The organism is Parabacteroides sp. B2-S-102 (genome assembly GCF_023656665.1).
GTDB classification, from domain to species: Bacteria; Bacteroidota; Bacteroidia; order Bacteroidales; family Tannerellaceae; genus Parabacteroides; species Parabacteroides distasonis.
Window position 1 is genome coordinate 1 of record NZ_JAMOKM010000002.1, and the last position, 16,727, is coordinate 16,727.

Consider the following 16,727-nt stretch of genomic DNA (forward strand, 5'->3'; position numbering starts at 1 on the left):
AGTATAGCACCGCAAAACGCTGAAAATAGCACAGTTGCTAACTCGTTACCACTGTTTCTCAAATACTCAGTTAAATGTTTATTCTTCAAACGGTTATATTAAACCGTTGAAAATCTAAAATAAAATCTAAAGCGGAGGCCCTTCGGTCTCCGCTTTTTTTATACATTCGCGTACATAAGACAGAATATACACAACCTATGAAGAGTAAAAGTTTAGTTTCTATCGATCAATGTTCCAAAGAGGACATTCTTCGTATTCTGGATAACGCAAGGAAGTTTGAGGAGAATCCGAACCGGAAATTACTGGAAGGCAAAGTCGCCGCCACCCTGTTCTTCGAGCCCTCTACACGTACGAGACTGAGTTTCGAGACAGCCGTAAACCGTTTAGGTGGACGGGTGATCGGTTTCTCGGACGCTTCCACGACTAGTTCCTCCAAGGGCGAGACCTTGAAAGATACGATCTTGATGGTAAGCAATTACGTGGACTTGATCATTATGAGACATCATCTGGAAGGAGCCGCCCGCTATGCTTCCGAGGTGACGGATGTCCCTATCATCAACGCTGGTGACGGGGCGAACCAACATCCCTCGCAAACCATGCTGGACCTGTATTCCATCCGCAAGACACAAGGCAAGCTGGATAACCTCACCATCACGATGGTCGGCGATTTGAAGTATGGCCGTACGGTTCACTCCTTGATCGTGGGAATGTCTCACTTCCATCCGACCTTCCACTTCGTCGCGCCGAACGAGCTGCGCATGCCGGACGAGCAAAAGAACTTCTGCGACAAGCACGGACTCAAATACGAGGAGCATACCGATTTCACGGAAGATATCATCAACCAGACGGATATCCTTTATATGACCCGTGTACAACGTGAGCGTTTTACAGACTTGGAAGAGTACGAGCGGGTAAAGAACGTGTATATCCTGCGTAACGACATGCTGAGAAACAGCCGTGAGAACCTGCGTATCTTACATCCGCTACCCCGTGTGAACGAGATCGCTTACGATGTAGATGACAATCCAAAGGCTTATTACATCCAGCAGGCACGCAACGGGCTGTTCGCACGCCAAGCTATCATTTGCGAAGTTTTAGGTATATCTATCGACGAATAAAAACGAAGTTTTATGTCAGCAGAAAAGAAAAAAGAGTTGCAGGTAGCCGCTTTAGAGAACGGTACCGCCATAGACCATATTCCTCCCAGCCAATTATTCAAGGTAGCCTCTTTACTGGGACTGGAGAAAATGAACAATACGATCACGATCGGCAATAATTTCCATAGCAACAAGATGGGATGCAAGGGTATGATCAAGATCGCCGACAAGTTTTTCGAGGAGGACGAGATCAACCGTATCGCCATGATCGCCCCGAATATTATATTGAACATTATCCGTGATTATGAGGTTGTAGAGAAGAAGACGGTTACTTTACCCGACGAGCTGATTGGCTTGGTCAAATGTAACAATCCGAAATGTATCACCAATAATGAGCCGATGCTTTCCCGCTTCCACGTGATCGACAAGGAGAAGGGAACCATTAAATGTCATTATTGCGAACGTAAGATTAATAAAGAAGACATTATCATTAAATAATTGAAAGTTGAGAATTGAGAATTAGCTTTACGGAATCTTTAATTCTCAATTCTCAACTTTCAATTATAAAAACGCAGTTTTTATTATGAAGCATGATTGGAAACCGGGAACCATGATCTATCCATTGCCTGCCGTAATGGTGAGTTGTGGGAATGAGCCTTCCGAGTACAATATAATAACAGTCGCATGGGTCGGTACGATTTGTACGAATCCGGCGATGTGCTATATATCCGTACGTCCGGAACGATTCTCTTATCCGATCTTGAAGAAGAATATGGAATTCGTCATCAACTTGACGAATCGTGAGCTGGCCTACGCCACGGATTGGTGCGGGGTAAACTCAGGGAAAGACCATCATAAATTCGAGGAGATGAAGCTCACTCCCGGAAAAGCGACCGTCGTTAACGCCCCTACGATAGACGAGTCTCCGCTTTGTATCGAATGCCGGGTAAAAGAGGTCATCGCTCTCGGAAGTCATGATATGTTTATCGCTGATGTCGTAAACGTACAGGCCGACGACCGATATCTAGACCCAGAGACAGGGGCTTTTGATATGCAGAAAGCGGATCTTTTGGCTTACTCGCATGGTAAGTATTACGGGTTAGGTGAATTTGTCGGTAAATTCGGCTGGTCCGTGAAAAAGAAAAAATAACGGTATGAAAAAAGTCTACCTTATAGGAGCGTTGCTATCTTTCGGTCTGTTAGCAGAAGCCCAGAGCTTCATGCGTTTCGAGGACAAGGCATTCAACTTTGGAGCCAAAGTGGGATTCAACGCCACTTTCCCAGTCATAAACTCCCTTTCCATCAATGGGAAGGAAGCGGAGAATATAGACATCGAATATAAGGTAGGTTATCTGGCCGCGGTCTTTTGCCGGGTCAATATCGAACGGTTCTTCCTCCAGCCTAGTTTCTCATGGCATCGTTCTGAGGGAAATATCCGTTTTTCCATACCTCAAAGTTTGCCGGAAAATAATATGATGTCCAATACATCGGCAACTACCGACCTCTTGATGATGAAAACCAGTTCCTTAGAGGTTCCCATAATGGTAGGCTATAACCTAGTGAAGAAAGGGCCTTACGGACTTAGCCTTATGGTCGGCCCCAAATTAAAATACAACTATAAGATCGCCTATACGGTAGAATCTTCCACCACGCATGTAGAATACGTGAATGACAACACCCCGTTCGGAGTCAATATCGCTACGGGCGTAGGGGTTAGCATCGGACGGCTATTCTTCGACTTTGTCTATGAGTTCGGATTGAATCAAGTGGAATCCGATTTCGAGAAAGTCAACAACCCGGTTCCCGAGATTAATTATGATATCAATATTGACAAGCGAACGAACGTGATGAGTATCTCACTCGGCGTACTCTTCTAAAAAGACATTTTACCCATTTTTCAAGTACTTGACCAAAACCTTATCGATCCGGGCGCCATCCATATCTACGATCTCGAACTCAAAGTCCAGCCACTTTAATTTCTCACCCGTCTTCGGTACACGTTCCAATATCTCTAGGATCAAGCCGCTCAAGGTATTATAATCATGCTCGGCATACAAATCCTCCATGTCGAAATATTCCAAGAAATCATAGAAAGAATATTGGCCGTCCACCAACCAAGTACCATCCTCACGTTGTATGATCTCGGACTCCTCTCCGACTTCCGGTACTTGCCCGATCAAGCCTTCCATGATATCCTTCAAGGTTACGATACCTTGAATGCCTCCGAACTCATCCGTAACGAGTCCATATTTCACGTGTGTCTGCTTGAAAGATTCCAAGGCGTTATATACGCTCTGGTTCTCGGGAACGAACTGTGCCGGGCGGAGTACTTGGTTGATCGAGAAATCCGGTTGATCGATCCTTCCGAACAAATCTTTCAGATAAACGACCCCTACTATATTATCGAACTTCTCCGAGGCCACGGGATATATATTAAATAAGTTCTCCTCCACTTTCTCCCGAATCTTCTCCGTACTATCCGTCACATCCAGCCAAACCAGCTCGCTACGATGCGTCATGATAGAACCCACGTTACGGTCTCCCAGATTAAAGACCCGCTCTACGATGTCCTGCTCTACCTCTTGCACCTCGCCACCGTCAAAGCCCTCTTTCACGATCGCCTTGATTTCTTCCTCTGTTACCCTATTTTCCTCTTTCGTATCCACACCCGTCATCTTCACAGCCAACGCCGTACTCTTTGAAAGTAGCCAAACAAAAGGAGAGGATATCAAGGATAGAAAATTCATGGGTTTAGCAACTAACATAGAGACCTTCTCGGCACACCCCATGCCGATCCGCTTCGGTACCAACTCTCCGAATATAAGTGTAAGATACGTCACGATAATAACGATCGTCGTTTTAGCGATCCCCAACGCATACGGTTCTAGGGCCGGTATTTGCGCTATTATAACAGCGAAATTATGAGCTAACGCCTCGCCAGAGTACAAACCGGTCAAGATACCGATCAAGGTAATTCCGATCTGGATGGTTGAGAGAAACTTATCCGGCTCATTTGCCAGCTTCAAAGCAGTACCCGCAGATTTATTACCACGTTTCGCTTCGGTTTCCAACCTAGCCTTCCGGGCCGAGACCAAAGCGATTTCCGACATCGCAAGAATTCCATTCAGTAAGATAAGGCCAATAATAATGACTATTTCCATTAATTAATTTATAGTTTGATTATGCTGCGAAGATATATAAATACTTTAATATATAAAACAAGACACCTAAGTGTCTGCGCTTACATTTAACTAAAAAACCTTACGAATCCCTTGCGGTTTCAAAAGAAAGGCGTACTTTTGCATGACAAATACAAAGTGTGATTAGAAATGCTCGATAAAATTAAGGCTCTGCTTCAAGAAGTAGAGAATATGAAAGCGGCAAATGCCGAGGAACTAGAAGCTTTACGTATAAAGTATCTCAGCAAAAAAGGCGAGATATCGGCGTTGATGAATGATTTCCGTAATGTAGCGGCTGATCAAAAACGTGAGGTTGGTAAATACTTGAACGAACTGAAGGAAACAACCCAGAGCAAGATCAACGAATTAAAAGAAAGCTTTGAGAATGTACAGACCGCAAACGATGATATCGATTTGACTCGTACGGCTTACCCGATCGAACTAGGCACTCGTCATCCTCTATCACTTGTAAAGAAAGAAATTTGCGATATATTCGGACGGTTAGGATTCAGCATCGCTGAGGGACCGGAAATCGAGGACGATTGGCATGTCTTCTCTTCCTTGAATTTCGCCGAGGACCATCCTGCCCGCGATATGCAAGATACGTTCTTTATCCAGCATAACCCGGATGTATTGCTTCGCACACATACTTCTTCCGTACAGACCCGAGTAATGGAAAAGCAAGAACCGCCTATCCGTATCATCTGTCCGGGACGTGTATATCGTAATGAGGCTATCTCCTATCGTGCTCACTGTTTCTTCCATCAAGTAGAAGCGTTATATGTAGATAAGAACGTCTCATTCGCCGACTTAAAACAAGCCTTGTTGTTCTTCGCCAAGGAAATGTTCAGTCCGGATACAAAAATTCGCTTGCGTCCTTCTTACTTCCCGTTCACGGAGCCATCCGCCGAGATGGACATCTCCTGCAACATTTGTGGAGGTAAGGGTTGCCCCTTCTGTAAAGGAACCGGTTGGGTAGAGATCCTCGGTTGCGGTATGGTAGACCCGAACGTGCTTGAGAACTGCGGTATCGATAGCAAGGTTTATTCAGGCTACGCGTTGGGAATGGGTATCGAGCGTATTACCAATTTGAAATACCAAGTAAAAGACTTACGCATGTTCTCGGAAAACGATGTTCGTTTCTTGAGACAGTTTGAGTCGGCCAATTAAATTGAAAACCTAAATCATTTACCATCTCCCCGGGCCTTAACCTAGCCCGGGGGAAACACACTAGGTTAATTATGATAAAGGTTTTTCTTTTAATAATAGGAGGAGCTATCGGATCTGCGCTACGGTTCGGAGTTTCCACGTGGGTGCAACGATCGATGCTTTACTCCTTTCCTTTTGGTATCTTGTCGGTCAATGTGATCGGCTCCTTTTTAATCGGCTTCTGCTGGAGTATAGCGGAAGCCTATAATTTTTCTATCAATACAAGAGCTTTCCTATTCACTGGTCTTTTCGGTGGTTTCACGACTTTCTCTTCTTTCGCTCTCGACACGATGGTACTTATGCGTACCGGAGAATACAAGATGGCACTACTCAATGTACTTGCCAGTAATATCCTTGGTTTGATAGCGGTCTTCCTTGGGATCATACTTGGGAAGAATATCATTGCAATGATCAAGTAAATAAATAAAAAAACACGGCACAAGTCAGTCATGACAAGGCCGTGTTATATCGAATAAAGCTGTTTCCAAATTATCTATTTACTAACCACAAGAATACTTTCTTAGAAAAATAAGAAGCTCTATTTTTCCGATATAATTGCCATCCAGATTATAGCTAATCAAATCATGTCCCCATCCATTAAACAGCAAACGCCCGTTCAACTCGTCCACCAAGCAGTCTACGTTTCTATAGCCACCCGGATCCTTCCCTACATGCCCTATCTGACATTTAAACTTTCCTGTAGCCTTATCAAACAAAAGACATTGCCGGTTAGCGGAAGTGATCAGAATATATTTATCCAATAACTTGATATCAGGAGAACTTCCGACTAGACAATCATCCCTCGTCTCTAAAGGGACATACCGGATCTCATCAAAATAATCAGAGGCTTTCAGCTCGGCAGGCGATGAGATAGCTTTACCTACCTCAATCACCCGCTTGCTCGCTTCTTCGTTTTCACGCTCCATACAGGAGGTTAGAAACATTCCCGCACAGAGGGAGCCGAACAAGCCTACCTTGCATATATACGCGAAAATCATTTCTTCAATTTTATCTCGATAACGCCATTACGACCTTTCTCTCCGAATTTAGCGATCGCCTCGTTTCCTTTGTACACATTCATAGACGCAATACGATCGGGATTCAAATTGTCCATCCTCTCTTTAGAAGATTCCATCCCATCGATGTAGACAATACCGGAGAAAGAGGACTTTTCCTTTGATGCCTCCTTAGCAGCCTTCTCATTGATGTCTATGGCTTTCATGGCCTCCTCTATGGCTCGGTTGATCTCCGGTTGAATCTTCTCCATCTCGGCGGCGATAGTCTCATTTATCTTGGCGGCCTCTATCGCCGCTTGCACAGCCTTGTCGATCTCAGCCTGGTGTTTCGCCATTTCCGCAGAAACGATCTCGTCGATATTCGCCGCTTTCACTGCCTCTTCAACCGCCTTGTCAATCTCCGGCTGGTATTTCTCCATCACGGCCGAGACCTTTTCCTGTATCGCTTGCATATCTTTTTCAGAAACGACCGAATCCCTTGCGAGGGTCTCAACTTCTACATTTCTTTTAGGCTCTTTTTTTTCCTGAACCGGAATAATTTCGCTAATTTTGACACTCGAAATCTTCTCCAATTCGTGAGAGATTTCCGGACGGGCAAAGGCTACCACCGTTAAGGCTGCCAACGGGAGTACATACAGATACTTCAACCGTGCCCATGGACTTGATTTTTGTTTTAACATCATAGCTATTCGCTTTTTAAGTGAACTGTGATTAAAGCTGTTGGCCATAGAAGTGAAGCGCTGTGCACCAACAGCTTTTTTAATTAATAATAATTGATATCTTTTTGCGTCGACGCCTTGATTTAATACGCTCTCGTCGGCCTCGTATTCATGGATATTTTGCAATTCCTGTCTCAACAACCAGACAGATGGGTTGAACCAATGGAACAGGATACAAATCTCGGAGATCAGCAGATCAATGGAATGACGGGCTTTTATATGCGCCATCTCATGCGTCATGATCTCTATCCCACTTTCCTCAAAATCCTTCCGGCTTATTACGATCGTTTGCATCCAACTGAACGGGGCGACTGGTTGGTCCGTAAGAATCAGATGGATTCCGTCCACCAGCTTCGGTGTACCTTGTCTCATCAACCGAAACAAGGCATAAAATGAATATGCGAATTGACAAAGCGTTAATATCCCTCCGATTATATAGGCTATCACCATAACTCGTAACCATACAGGTTGGCTAGCGGATTCTGCCGACGTTCTCATGGAAACCGCCGCTAGCAAATTCTCCAAATCCATGACCGGACGCTGAATGGCCGTCGCTTTCTCCAAAGTAATCTCACAAAATGGGATGATAACCGAAAGCATGATCAAGCTTAATAAAGCGATCCGGTTGAAACGATGGAAGGTATCACGGCTCAACAATAGCTTATAAAACAGATAAAATATCGTCAAGCACACGGATGATTTAAGGATATATACAAAGAAGATTCCCATATTCGCTCTTATTTACGATTCCCTTGTTCTACATCATCTATTAGTTTTCGCAGATCATCCACAGAGATATCCTCTTCCTTGATCAGCGTAGAGACAACCCCCAGATAAGAATTATTGAAATACTTAGCGATCACATTTTTCAAAGTACCGTTACTATACTCCTTTTCTGTTAAGACCGCATAATATTGATAGCTATTCCCGAAATTCTTATGGGCGAGGAAACCTTTCTCCTCCAAGCCTCGGACAATCGTAGAAAGGGTATTGAAATGAGGTTTAGGCTCCTCGTAATATTCAAGTAACTCTTTCACGAACAGTGGGCCTTTCTGCCAGAACCAGCCCATGATTTCTTCTTCTTTCACCGTAAGTCGTTTCATAACCTTATCTTGTTTGCGACAAAGTAACTAAAACTTTTAGTTACCAAACTAATTTGTATAGTTAATAAACTAAAAGAGATAGTTTATTCATTGATCCAATCAAAAAACCGCCCCGGGAATGTCCGGGACGGCCTCTATTATATCCAGATGTTTGAATGATTAGGCGACAGGAATCGTTCCGCCAATCAAGATCACAACCAATAAGGCCAAGATAGCGTACAACTCTGGGAATACGGCCATTACCATCGTAGCACCGAATACGTTGTGTCCGGCACCAACACCAGCGATACCATTCGCGCAAACTTGAGCTTGGCGGATTGAAGAGTAAAAACCAGCGAAACCTAACACTAAACCAGCGCCGAAAACAGCCGTAGCAGCCAACATGGAAATATCAGCGACCAAGAACTTCTGCATCATAAAGTAGCCCACGAATCCATACAAGCCCTGTGAAGAAGGCAACGCACTTAAAGCGATGTACGTACCCAGAGCATCCGGATTTTTCTTCATCGCACCTACCACCGCATTACCTGCGATCGTAACACCATAACTACTGCCGATAAAAGTTAAACCTGTCATCAACGCAATACCTACATAAGCTAATAAAATTGGTTCCATAATAAAATGTGTTTTTAAATTATTCTTTTATTGTTTTATTTTCTCGTTTAATTGTTATGCTTTTCTGAATGGCTCATAGGCCTTACCTCCACCTTCGAACTCCGCGTTCTTGTAATATTCCACGAAGATCAAACGAAGCGGGTGTACCAAGGAGCTGATCGTACAAAGAGCGATATTGATGGAGTGACCCACTAACAAGATCAACAACATACAGATCGCACGTGCCACGATATTCATACCGTCTGTCATCGTAACCGCCAACGTATTAAATACGCCACCCAAGATGGAACCGGTCAGACCGATAGCGAACAAACGAATGTATGATAACGTATCCCCCAGCAATCCGGAGGCCATATTGTACGTGTTCCAAAGTCCGGTACCAAAGTTCAAGAATACGTTCTTGCCCGGTGTATTGTACAAATAAGCGACAACCAGACCCAAGATGGCGATTCCGTAACATACCATAACGACAGCGTTCGGCAAGTGAACGTTTAACATCGGAAGTCCGAACGCCAATGCCAAGGATATGATCACGAACACCCAAGCGAACGGAGCGATACTGTGTTTCGTTCCTTTCTGTATCTTGATCTTGTAAGCAGCGACACATTTACCGAATATGATCTGTACCAAACCGATGACAATAGAGAATGTCATCAAGTTGTCGCTATTCACAAAGTAGTTCTTGATCTTTGACAAAGCCGGGATATCCGCCAAGGCCACTCCGAAGAAAGATCCCGTACAAGTACCCACCAATAAGGCGGCGAAGCCTAAATACTGGAACAAGGTCAAATAAGGCTTGAAATCCGGGTTCACCTTCTTCTTCAAGATCGTACAAGCGATCATGACCAGCAAACCATATCCGCCATCGCCGAAACAAAGTCCGAAGAACAGCATAAAGAACGGGGCGAACAACGGGGTCGGATCAAGTTCACCGTAATTAGGCAAGGAGAACATCTTCGTGATAGGCTCGTACAGCTTACTGAATTTATTATTCCGTAGCTTGATAGGCACCTTATCCCCATCCTCGATCTCTAATTGCTGGAAGAAATAACCTTGCTTATCCAGCTCGTGCTCCAAGGCCGGAGCGTTTTCCGTCGGCACCCAACCTTCCAACAACATGAGCTTATCACCCGCTTGCCGATCTGTCTGCACTAACGCATTAGAAAGATTAAACTCGTCCTGCAGGTTCTTATCGAATTCCTCCAACGTTTTATAATCCTCCACGGCACGATGTTTCAGCTCATCCTCCACATTCTGGATATCCTTGGTACGTTGATCCAGACGGGCACGCAACTTCGCCAATCCTTGAACCGGCATCTTCGGACGTTCAGCGTCTATATCGATCAAGGTACCTTCCTTGGTAATCGTGATAAAATACGTTACCGATTGGAAGTTATTGATCAGAATGGCGTTATACAGCACGCCCCATTCCGGCTCGTACTTAGCGGTAGGACAGGTAAAGAACGTAACATCGTATCCCGCTCTTTTCAGACGGTTGATATTCTGATAACTGAACTCACCCCATATTTCCATATAAGCCAGATCCTTCTCGATCGATTGCTTGGAAGCGATCAATTGCGCTTTCTTATCTTGCAATTCCTCTATCTTACGCACCAACTTCAAGCCTTCCTCTTTCGTCAACTCACGGGCCGGGGCAAACTTAACGTCTTTCTCCGCCGCATGGAGGTTCTTAAAGTAACGCATCAGCGTATTGATCTGTTTACGCTCAGCCAGAAGCTCTTGCAACCTCTCGTTATCCATCACGGAGTTTGTCTCCTTGATATGGACGACACCTAAGTCACGAAGCGTAGAAAGGAACGTATCATACTCCTTATGGTACACCATAAAGGCATATTTACTCATCTTTACTATCATACCTCGGCCTCCTCTTTTTCTTCTTTTGCCTTACGTTTCTCCTGATTGGCTCTCATGATCTTCTGTGAGGACTTAGAAAGACTCTCCTCGTCTTCCATAAACCGTTTCACCTTACGGATCGCATCCTTATAACCCGGAATCTGTACCTTCTCAAACAGGTTCACCTTCTGAGTGGTCTTTTTCCTAGCATGCTCCAACAACTCCAGCTTCATGCCCGAGAACTCCGCCTCGATACCGGTACGAGCCAGCTTTTTCAGCAACTCGATACCATCCGTATACCATGCGGGGGCATTAAAGAGACTATAATGTCCGATCTCGAACTTGATCTCGTCCAATAACGGGACGATCACGCCGGCGATCTTCTTCGTGGAGAGCGTAACGTCCTTCACGGAGATCAGCTCCGGATTGAACTCGTTCCACAAAGCCACCATATTCTCGTAACTCTGAATCTCTCGTTCTAGCTGAAGTTCCAATTTATTCACTTCGTCCTTGGTCCGCTTCACCTCGATACGCAGGGCGCTCTCCTTGCTCTTGATCGTAGGCAGGGAGCGTTCACGCATCTTCAGTTGCTTTTCCAATTGCTGAAGAGAGGTTTTATTATATTGAAACTTTATTGCCATGTTTATTTAATTTACTTCCAGTACTTATCAACCAATCCTTGTTTGATATTTACCTCCTCCGGGCTGAAATATCTAGCGAACAATCCCCAAGCTACGTCCAGCATCTCCGTCGTATCCAAGTTTACGTCGATAGCCAACAGCTTAGAAGAATAATCCTTGGCGAAAGACAAGGTACGGTTGTCGTAGTCGGTCAAGTCGAAACCATTCTCCAGCTTGGTCTTAGCGTTGGCGGCATCGGCATACAAACGTACGGCGGCGTTCATTACCTGTGGATGATCCTCACGGGTCTTCTTTCCGGTTACCAGCTGTTTCAAACGAGACAAGCTTCGGAACGGATCGACGATGACCTTACCCACATCGCTATCACGACGCAAATACAACTGACCTTCCGTGATATAACCCGTATTATCAGGTACGGCATGCGTGATATCACCACCGGATAAGGTCGTTACGGCAATAATCGTGATGGAACCTCCCGCCGGGAATTGAACGGCTTTCTCGTAAATCTTCGCCAAATCCGAATATAAGGAACCCGGCATAGAGTCCTTAGACGGGATCTGGTCCATACGGTTTGATACGATCGCCAAGGCATCGGCGTAGTTGGTCATATCGGTAAGCAATACCAAGACCTTCTCGTTCTTCTCCACGGCGAAATACTCAGCGGCGCTCAACGCCATATCCGGGATCAAGATACGCTCTACGGACGGGTCCTCGGTCGTGTTGATAAAACTAACGATACGGTCTAGGGCTCCGGCGTTACTAAATGTATTCTTAAAGAACAGGTAATCGTCGTTCGTCATACCCATACCTCCCAAGATAATCTTATCGGACTTCGCACGCAAGGCTACCATCGCCATAACTTGGTTGAAAGGCTGGTCGGGGTCGGCGAAGAACGGGATCTTCTGACCGGTTACCAAGGTATTATTCAAGTCGATACCGGCGATACCCGTAGCGATTAATTCAGAGGGTTGTTTACGACGTACCGGGTTCACGGACGGACCACCGATCTCGACCTCACGTCCCTCGGGGATCGGGCCGCCATCGATAGGCTCGCCATAAGCGTTGAAGAAACGTCCGGCTAACTGGTCACCTACTTTCAAGGAAGGGGCCTTCCCCATGAATACCACCTCGGCATTCGTACGGATACCTTCCGTTCCGGAGAATACCTGCAACGTCACCTCGTCACCGATAATCTTTACCACCTGAGCCAGCTTTCCGTCTACAGAGGCCAACTCATCATACCCAACTCCCGTTGCTTTCAGCGAACAGGTAGCTTTTGTAATCTGGGTAATCTTCGTATATATTTTTTGAAATGCTTTTGTTGCCATAACTCTTTTAATTTTCGATTCTCTCCTTCAAAAGTTCATCCAGTTCCGTATTAAACTTCTTGAATTGGTCACTCTCATATTCCGAATAGTTCATCTGCTTAAAGATGTTGATCATCTTCTTAAAGTAGTCCATAACCTCAAGGAAGTTATCAAACTTAAACTCTGAACGGCAAACGTTCACGACTCTATCCAGCATGAATTCCTGACGTTGCAACGGAGTAACCGCATCAATGGCATCGAAAGCATCCTGTTGCAAGATCACGAAGTCGATCAACTCGGACTTCCAGAATGTAACGTGATACTCGACAGGCACACCATCATCACCCAAGATATTGATTTGCTCGGAGATCTCCTTACCACGCAACATACGGGTCTTGATCTCGTTTACTTTCTCGATCCATTCCGGGGAGATATGTTTAGCGATGTATTCCTGAAACTCTGGATACTCGATATACTTGGAATAACTCTCGATCGGGTTTACGGCCGGATAACGTTTACGGTCGGCACGCTCCTGCTCCAAGGCATAGAAACAACGGGCCACCTTCTTCGTATTCTCGGTCACTGGCTCCTTCAAGTTTCCACCGGCCGGCGATACCGTACCGATGAAAGTGACGGAGCCTGTAGCGTTGTTATTCAAATGAACGAATCCCGCACGAGCGTAGAAGTTCGCCACGATAGCGGACAAGTCCATCGGGAAAGCATCCGGTCCCGGCAACTCCTCCAAACGGTTGGACATCTCACGCAAAGCCTGTGCCCAGCGGGAAGTAGAGTCGGCCATCAACAGAACCTTCAAACCCATGCTGCGATAATACTCGGCGATGGTCATCGCCGTATATACGGATGCCTCACGAGCGGCTACCGGCATGTTGGATGTATTGGCGATAATGATCGTACGTTCCATCAATTTACGTCCCGTATGTGGGTCTACCAATTCCGGGAACTCCGTAAATACCTCTACGACCTCATTCGCACGCTCACCGCAGGCGGCGATAATCACGATATCCGCTTCCGCTTGTTTAGAGATAGCGTGCTGAAGCACCGTCTTACCCGTACCGAACGGACCGGGGATAAATCCGGTACCACCCTCAACGATCGGGTTCACGGTATCGATCGTACGAACGCCCGTCTCCAGCAATTTGAATGGACGGGGCTTTTCCTTATAACAAGTGATGGCTTTCTTTACCGGCCATTTCTGGATCATCGTCACGTTTACGTCCGTGCCATTTTCGTCCGTAAGGACAGCCATCGTATCATTGATGGTGTATTGTCCGGCTGGAACCACCGACTTCACAATATAAGATCCCTCGAACTTAAAGGGGACCATAATCTTATGAGGTTGGAAATTCTCGTCCACCTCTCCCAGCCAATCACCGGCGCTCACGGTATCGCCCGCTTTAGCCAGAGGCTTGAAATCCCACTTCTTATCATTGTCCAACGCAAACGTATAATCGCCACGTTTCAAGAATACACCTTCCATCTTGTCCAAGTCATTCTGCAAACCGTCATAGTTGCGGGACAACATACCCGGACCCAGCGTAACTTCCAACATATGCCCTTGGAATTCAGCCTCGTCGCCGACACGCATACCACGTGTGCTCTCAAATACTTGTACAAAGGCATTCTTTCCTATCACCTTGATTACTTCCGACATCAGCTTCACGCCTCCGACAGAAATGTAACAGATCTCATTCTGAGAAACCGGACCATCCACCTCTACGGTTACTAGGTTGGATACGATTCCTTTTACAATTCCTTTCGTAGCCATAATTTATTTTATATTGTTTCTTTTAAATTCTTCCAACGCATTCTCACTACCCATCTTCATGGCGCCTACCAATTCACGGAAAGTCTTCTCGCCTCTCGCCTTATCCAAGGTTACCCAGCGCTCTATCATCTCCAATTTCAATAAATAAGCGAATACACTCTCTATGTCGAACGTCTTGAAGAAGGTATTATCGTCCAGCCATTTCCATTTCAAAAGATCGATTTTCTTCTCACGAACGATCAGATCGGTCTCTTCGGCGATGCGTTGTAACTCGGGCAAATATTCCACGGAATCGCCCAAGCCGAAATCACGGGCGTTCGACGTACGGATATTTTCTGCTATCTCATTATGCCCCACGATATAATTGGCCTTATCAAATCCATATTTACGGCAAGTGATCGCAGTAAGAACATTGTTGATATTCAGGTTAAGCTCGAACCAATCGGCCACGAACTTATTCCCACATTTCATGGCATATTCATAATATAACGCAGCCAAGCGGTCTTCCCATGATATATATTCTTTCTCGCTTTTGGTGTCCTTAGCCTCTTCGGCTAGATACAGTTTAAAGAATTGCACGAAATAAGGCGGGAGATTATCATTTTTGGGAATTTTTTCCTCATCCTTCAACGCTTTATATAAAGTATTGAACTCATCATACGTTATTCTTCCTCTTTGATCCGGATCGGAGTCCGGTCTTTTAGCGTGAGCCAGCAGATTTATATTATCATATTTCAAATAAAATAAATCAATCAGCTTTTTGTCCTTAGAAGATAGCATATCCTCTATTTCTGTCCGGAACTCACAGACCGAATAGGCTAGTTTACTATCATCCAACGCTATGTTAGGAAGTCCGGAGATTAAGTAGTAATACTTACTCATATCAGAACAGCATTTCTACTAATTGCGGACGCAAGAACTCTTTAAAGAACTCGATGAACTCGTCTTCGCCAAACGTCACTTTATAAGACCCATCCGCCGGGATAATAGAGAAAGACGCTTTCTTTCCGCTTACCTTCTCGATCTTATACCCTTTCTCTAGCAAGCCTTTGGCATTGGCCTCAAAATACGCCTTCAAGCCATCGGAATCAGAAGCTTGGATAGTCAAGAACTCATTAGCGGGCCAGCTTTTCACAAGCTCAAGGATCACTTTCTGCATATAGGCGGGATCCATCAACGCCGCTTTCACATTCGAACTAGCGATATCACCAGTGATAAGGTTTGTCACCTCGCTCTTTAACGCCTCGACAGACTGGGTGGCGAACAATTTCAATTCGGCTTCCGTATTCTTCTTCAACTCGGCAGCTTGTTTCTCGGCAGCCGCTACGATACGTTTCGCTTCCGCTTCCGCATCTTTAAGAATCGTATCCTTTTGAGCATTGGCCTCGGCGATTATACGCCCCGCTTCTTCGTTCCCCTTCTCTACACCTTCCTTGTAGATCTTGTCTGTTAGTTCCTGAATCTTTGTATCCATTTCCTATTATGTATTTGAATTGTATTTTTCAATAGTAAACGCCCACAAAGTTATTATTTTTCGCGGATTAACATCAAAATAAGTGTGAAATCAAGCTAAAAAATAACACTAGTCAAGTAAAATTCTATTTACATTCGTCTATATTGTATTTTTGTTCGTCTATTTGTATCTTTGTGAGTCAAAATACAAAATTAACATGTTTACGATTAGAAAAGCGACTATTGATGACCGTTCTCTTATTCATGACCTTGCCTCACGCATTTGGGAGAACACGTATGGAAAGATACTTTCTAAAGAGCAATTGGATTATATGTTCGATATGATGTACGCTCCGGATAACATTCTTAAACAAATGGAAGAGTTACATCATCAATATTTTATTATATTGGCGGACGATATGCCGGCAGGCTATTTATCCATAGAGAAAACAGGTGAAAACACGTACAATTTTCAAAAGATCTATTCCCTACCGGAAATGCATGGCACGGGAATCGGGCGTTTTATCATCGAACAAGGTATTAACTATTTGAAGGAGGTACATACCGGACCTTTCACTATAGAATTATACGTAAACCGCTACAATCCCGCCATAGGCTTCTACAGACATATGGGATTACGGGAAATAGGCACACGGGACCATCATATAGGAAACGGCTATTTCATGAACGATTATATCATGGGCATGGAAGTGGAGAATAAATAGACAGTCATCCCCTATTCATATATT

General features: G+C 44.9%; 18 protein-coding genes. 7 read left to right on the top strand and 11 right to left on the bottom strand.

What is annotated here, in order from left to right; genetic code table 11:
• The first annotated feature begins 197 nt into the window (after positions 1-197).
• From pyrB to NBH07_RS02895, 4 genes are all read left to right on the top strand, one after another.
• On the top strand, positions 198-1,118 hold the full coding sequence (gene pyrB, locus NBH07_RS02880; RefSeq protein ID WP_005857322.1) for an aspartate carbamoyltransferase: 921 nt from the start codon (positions 198-200) through the stop codon (positions 1,116-1,118).
• 12 nt (positions 1,119-1,130) lie between these two features.
• Positions 1,131-1,595 (top strand): aspartate carbamoyltransferase regulatory subunit, encoded by a 465-nt coding sequence (gene pyrI, locus NBH07_RS02885; protein WP_005857324.1) that lies wholly within the window; start codon positions 1,131-1,133, stop codon positions 1,593-1,595.
• A gap of 85 nt (positions 1,596-1,680) precedes the next feature.
• Positions 1,681-2,247 carry a flavin reductase family protein gene (locus NBH07_RS02890; RefSeq protein WP_005862715.1) on the top strand — a complete coding sequence of 189 codons (567 nt, stop codon included), beginning with the start codon at positions 1,681-1,683 and terminating at the stop codon, positions 2,245-2,247.
• 4 nt (positions 2,248-2,251) lie between these two features.
• Complete coding sequence (locus NBH07_RS02895; RefSeq protein WP_005857327.1) at positions 2,252-2,974, top strand: porin family protein; 723 nt, start codon at positions 2,252-2,254, stop codon at positions 2,972-2,974.
• A 9-nt stretch (positions 2,975-2,983) separates the two neighbouring features.
• On the opposite strand, the gene NBH07_RS02900 is transcribed toward NBH07_RS02895, so the two are convergent.
• The gene (locus NBH07_RS02900) at positions 2,984-4,258 is read right to left on the bottom strand and encodes a hemolysin family protein (RefSeq protein WP_005857328.1); all 1,275 of its coding nucleotides are present in this window, start codon (positions 4,256-4,258) and stop codon (positions 2,984-2,986) included.
• Positions 4,259-4,426: 168 nt separating this feature from the next.
• Here NBH07_RS02900 and pheS point away from each other — a divergent pair, with 168 nt between their 5' ends.
• A complete protein-coding gene (gene pheS / locus NBH07_RS02905) occupies positions 4,427-5,446 on the top strand; it encodes a phenylalanine--tRNA ligase subunit alpha (RefSeq protein WP_005857329.1) in 1,020 nt (339 codons plus the stop codon).
• A gap of 71 nt (positions 5,447-5,517) precedes the next feature.
• Entirely contained in the window at positions 5,518-5,904 is a 387-nt protein-coding gene (crcB, locus tag NBH07_RS02910) for a fluoride efflux transporter CrcB (protein WP_008772297.1), read from the top strand.
• Between the two features lie 81 nt (positions 5,905-5,985).
• Here crcB and NBH07_RS02915 read toward each other — a convergent pair whose 3' ends face one another.
• From NBH07_RS02915 to NBH07_RS02960, 10 genes are all read right to left on the bottom strand, one after another.
• A complete protein-coding gene (locus NBH07_RS02915; protein WP_009017300.1) occupies positions 5,986-6,483 on the bottom strand; it encodes a DUF4934 domain-containing protein in 498 nt (165 codons plus the stop codon).
• Complete coding sequence (locus tag NBH07_RS02920; RefSeq protein WP_008779780.1) at positions 6,480-7,949, bottom strand: M56 family metallopeptidase; 1,470 nt, start codon at positions 7,947-7,949, stop codon at positions 6,480-6,482. Before NBH07_RS02920 ends, NBH07_RS02915 begins: the two co-directional genes overlap by 4 nt.
• A gap of 8 nt (positions 7,950-7,957) precedes the next feature.
• Entirely contained in the window at positions 7,958-8,323 is a 366-nt protein-coding gene (locus tag NBH07_RS02925; protein WP_008772319.1) for a BlaI/MecI/CopY family transcriptional regulator, read from the bottom strand.
• Between the two features lie 159 nt (positions 8,324-8,482).
• Positions 8,483-8,938, bottom strand: a complete 456-nt coding sequence (locus NBH07_RS02930) for an ATP synthase subunit C-like protein (RefSeq protein WP_005857362.1) — start codon at positions 8,936-8,938, stop codon at positions 8,483-8,485.
• Positions 8,939-8,992: 54 nt separating this feature from the next.
• Positions 8,993-10,813 (bottom strand): V-type ATP synthase subunit I, encoded by a 1,821-nt coding sequence (locus NBH07_RS02935; RefSeq protein WP_005857364.1) that lies wholly within the window; start codon positions 10,811-10,813, stop codon positions 8,993-8,995.
• On the bottom strand, positions 10,810-11,433 hold the full coding sequence (locus NBH07_RS02940) for a V-type ATP synthase subunit D (protein WP_005857366.1): 624 nt from the start codon (positions 11,431-11,433) through the stop codon (positions 10,810-10,812). The genes NBH07_RS02935 and NBH07_RS02940 overlap by 4 nt, the downstream gene beginning before the upstream one ends.
• A gap of 11 nt (positions 11,434-11,444) precedes the next feature.
• The gene (locus tag NBH07_RS02945) at positions 11,445-12,761 is read right to left on the bottom strand and encodes a V-type ATP synthase subunit B (protein ID WP_005857368.1); all 1,317 of its coding nucleotides are present in this window, start codon (positions 12,759-12,761) and stop codon (positions 11,445-11,447) included.
• A gap of 7 nt (positions 12,762-12,768) precedes the next feature.
• Complete coding sequence (locus NBH07_RS02950; RefSeq protein ID WP_009017299.1) at positions 12,769-14,526, bottom strand: V-type ATP synthase subunit A; 1,758 nt, start codon at positions 14,524-14,526, stop codon at positions 12,769-12,771.
• A gap of 3 nt (positions 14,527-14,529) precedes the next feature.
• Complete coding sequence (locus tag NBH07_RS02955; RefSeq protein WP_009017298.1) at positions 14,530-15,408, bottom strand: DUF2764 domain-containing protein; 879 nt, start codon at positions 15,406-15,408, stop codon at positions 14,530-14,532.
• 1 nt (position 15,409) lies between these two features.
• Positions 15,410-16,000, bottom strand: a complete 591-nt coding sequence (locus NBH07_RS02960) for a hypothetical protein (protein ID WP_005857375.1) — start codon at positions 15,998-16,000, stop codon at positions 15,410-15,412.
• A 196-nt stretch (positions 16,001-16,196) separates the two neighbouring features.
• On the opposite strand from NBH07_RS02960, the gene NBH07_RS02965 reads away from it, so the two are divergent.
• Complete coding sequence (locus NBH07_RS02965) at positions 16,197-16,703, top strand: GNAT family N-acetyltransferase (protein ID WP_005857377.1); 507 nt, start codon at positions 16,197-16,199, stop codon at positions 16,701-16,703.
• Positions 16,704-16,727: the final 24 nt, after the last annotated feature.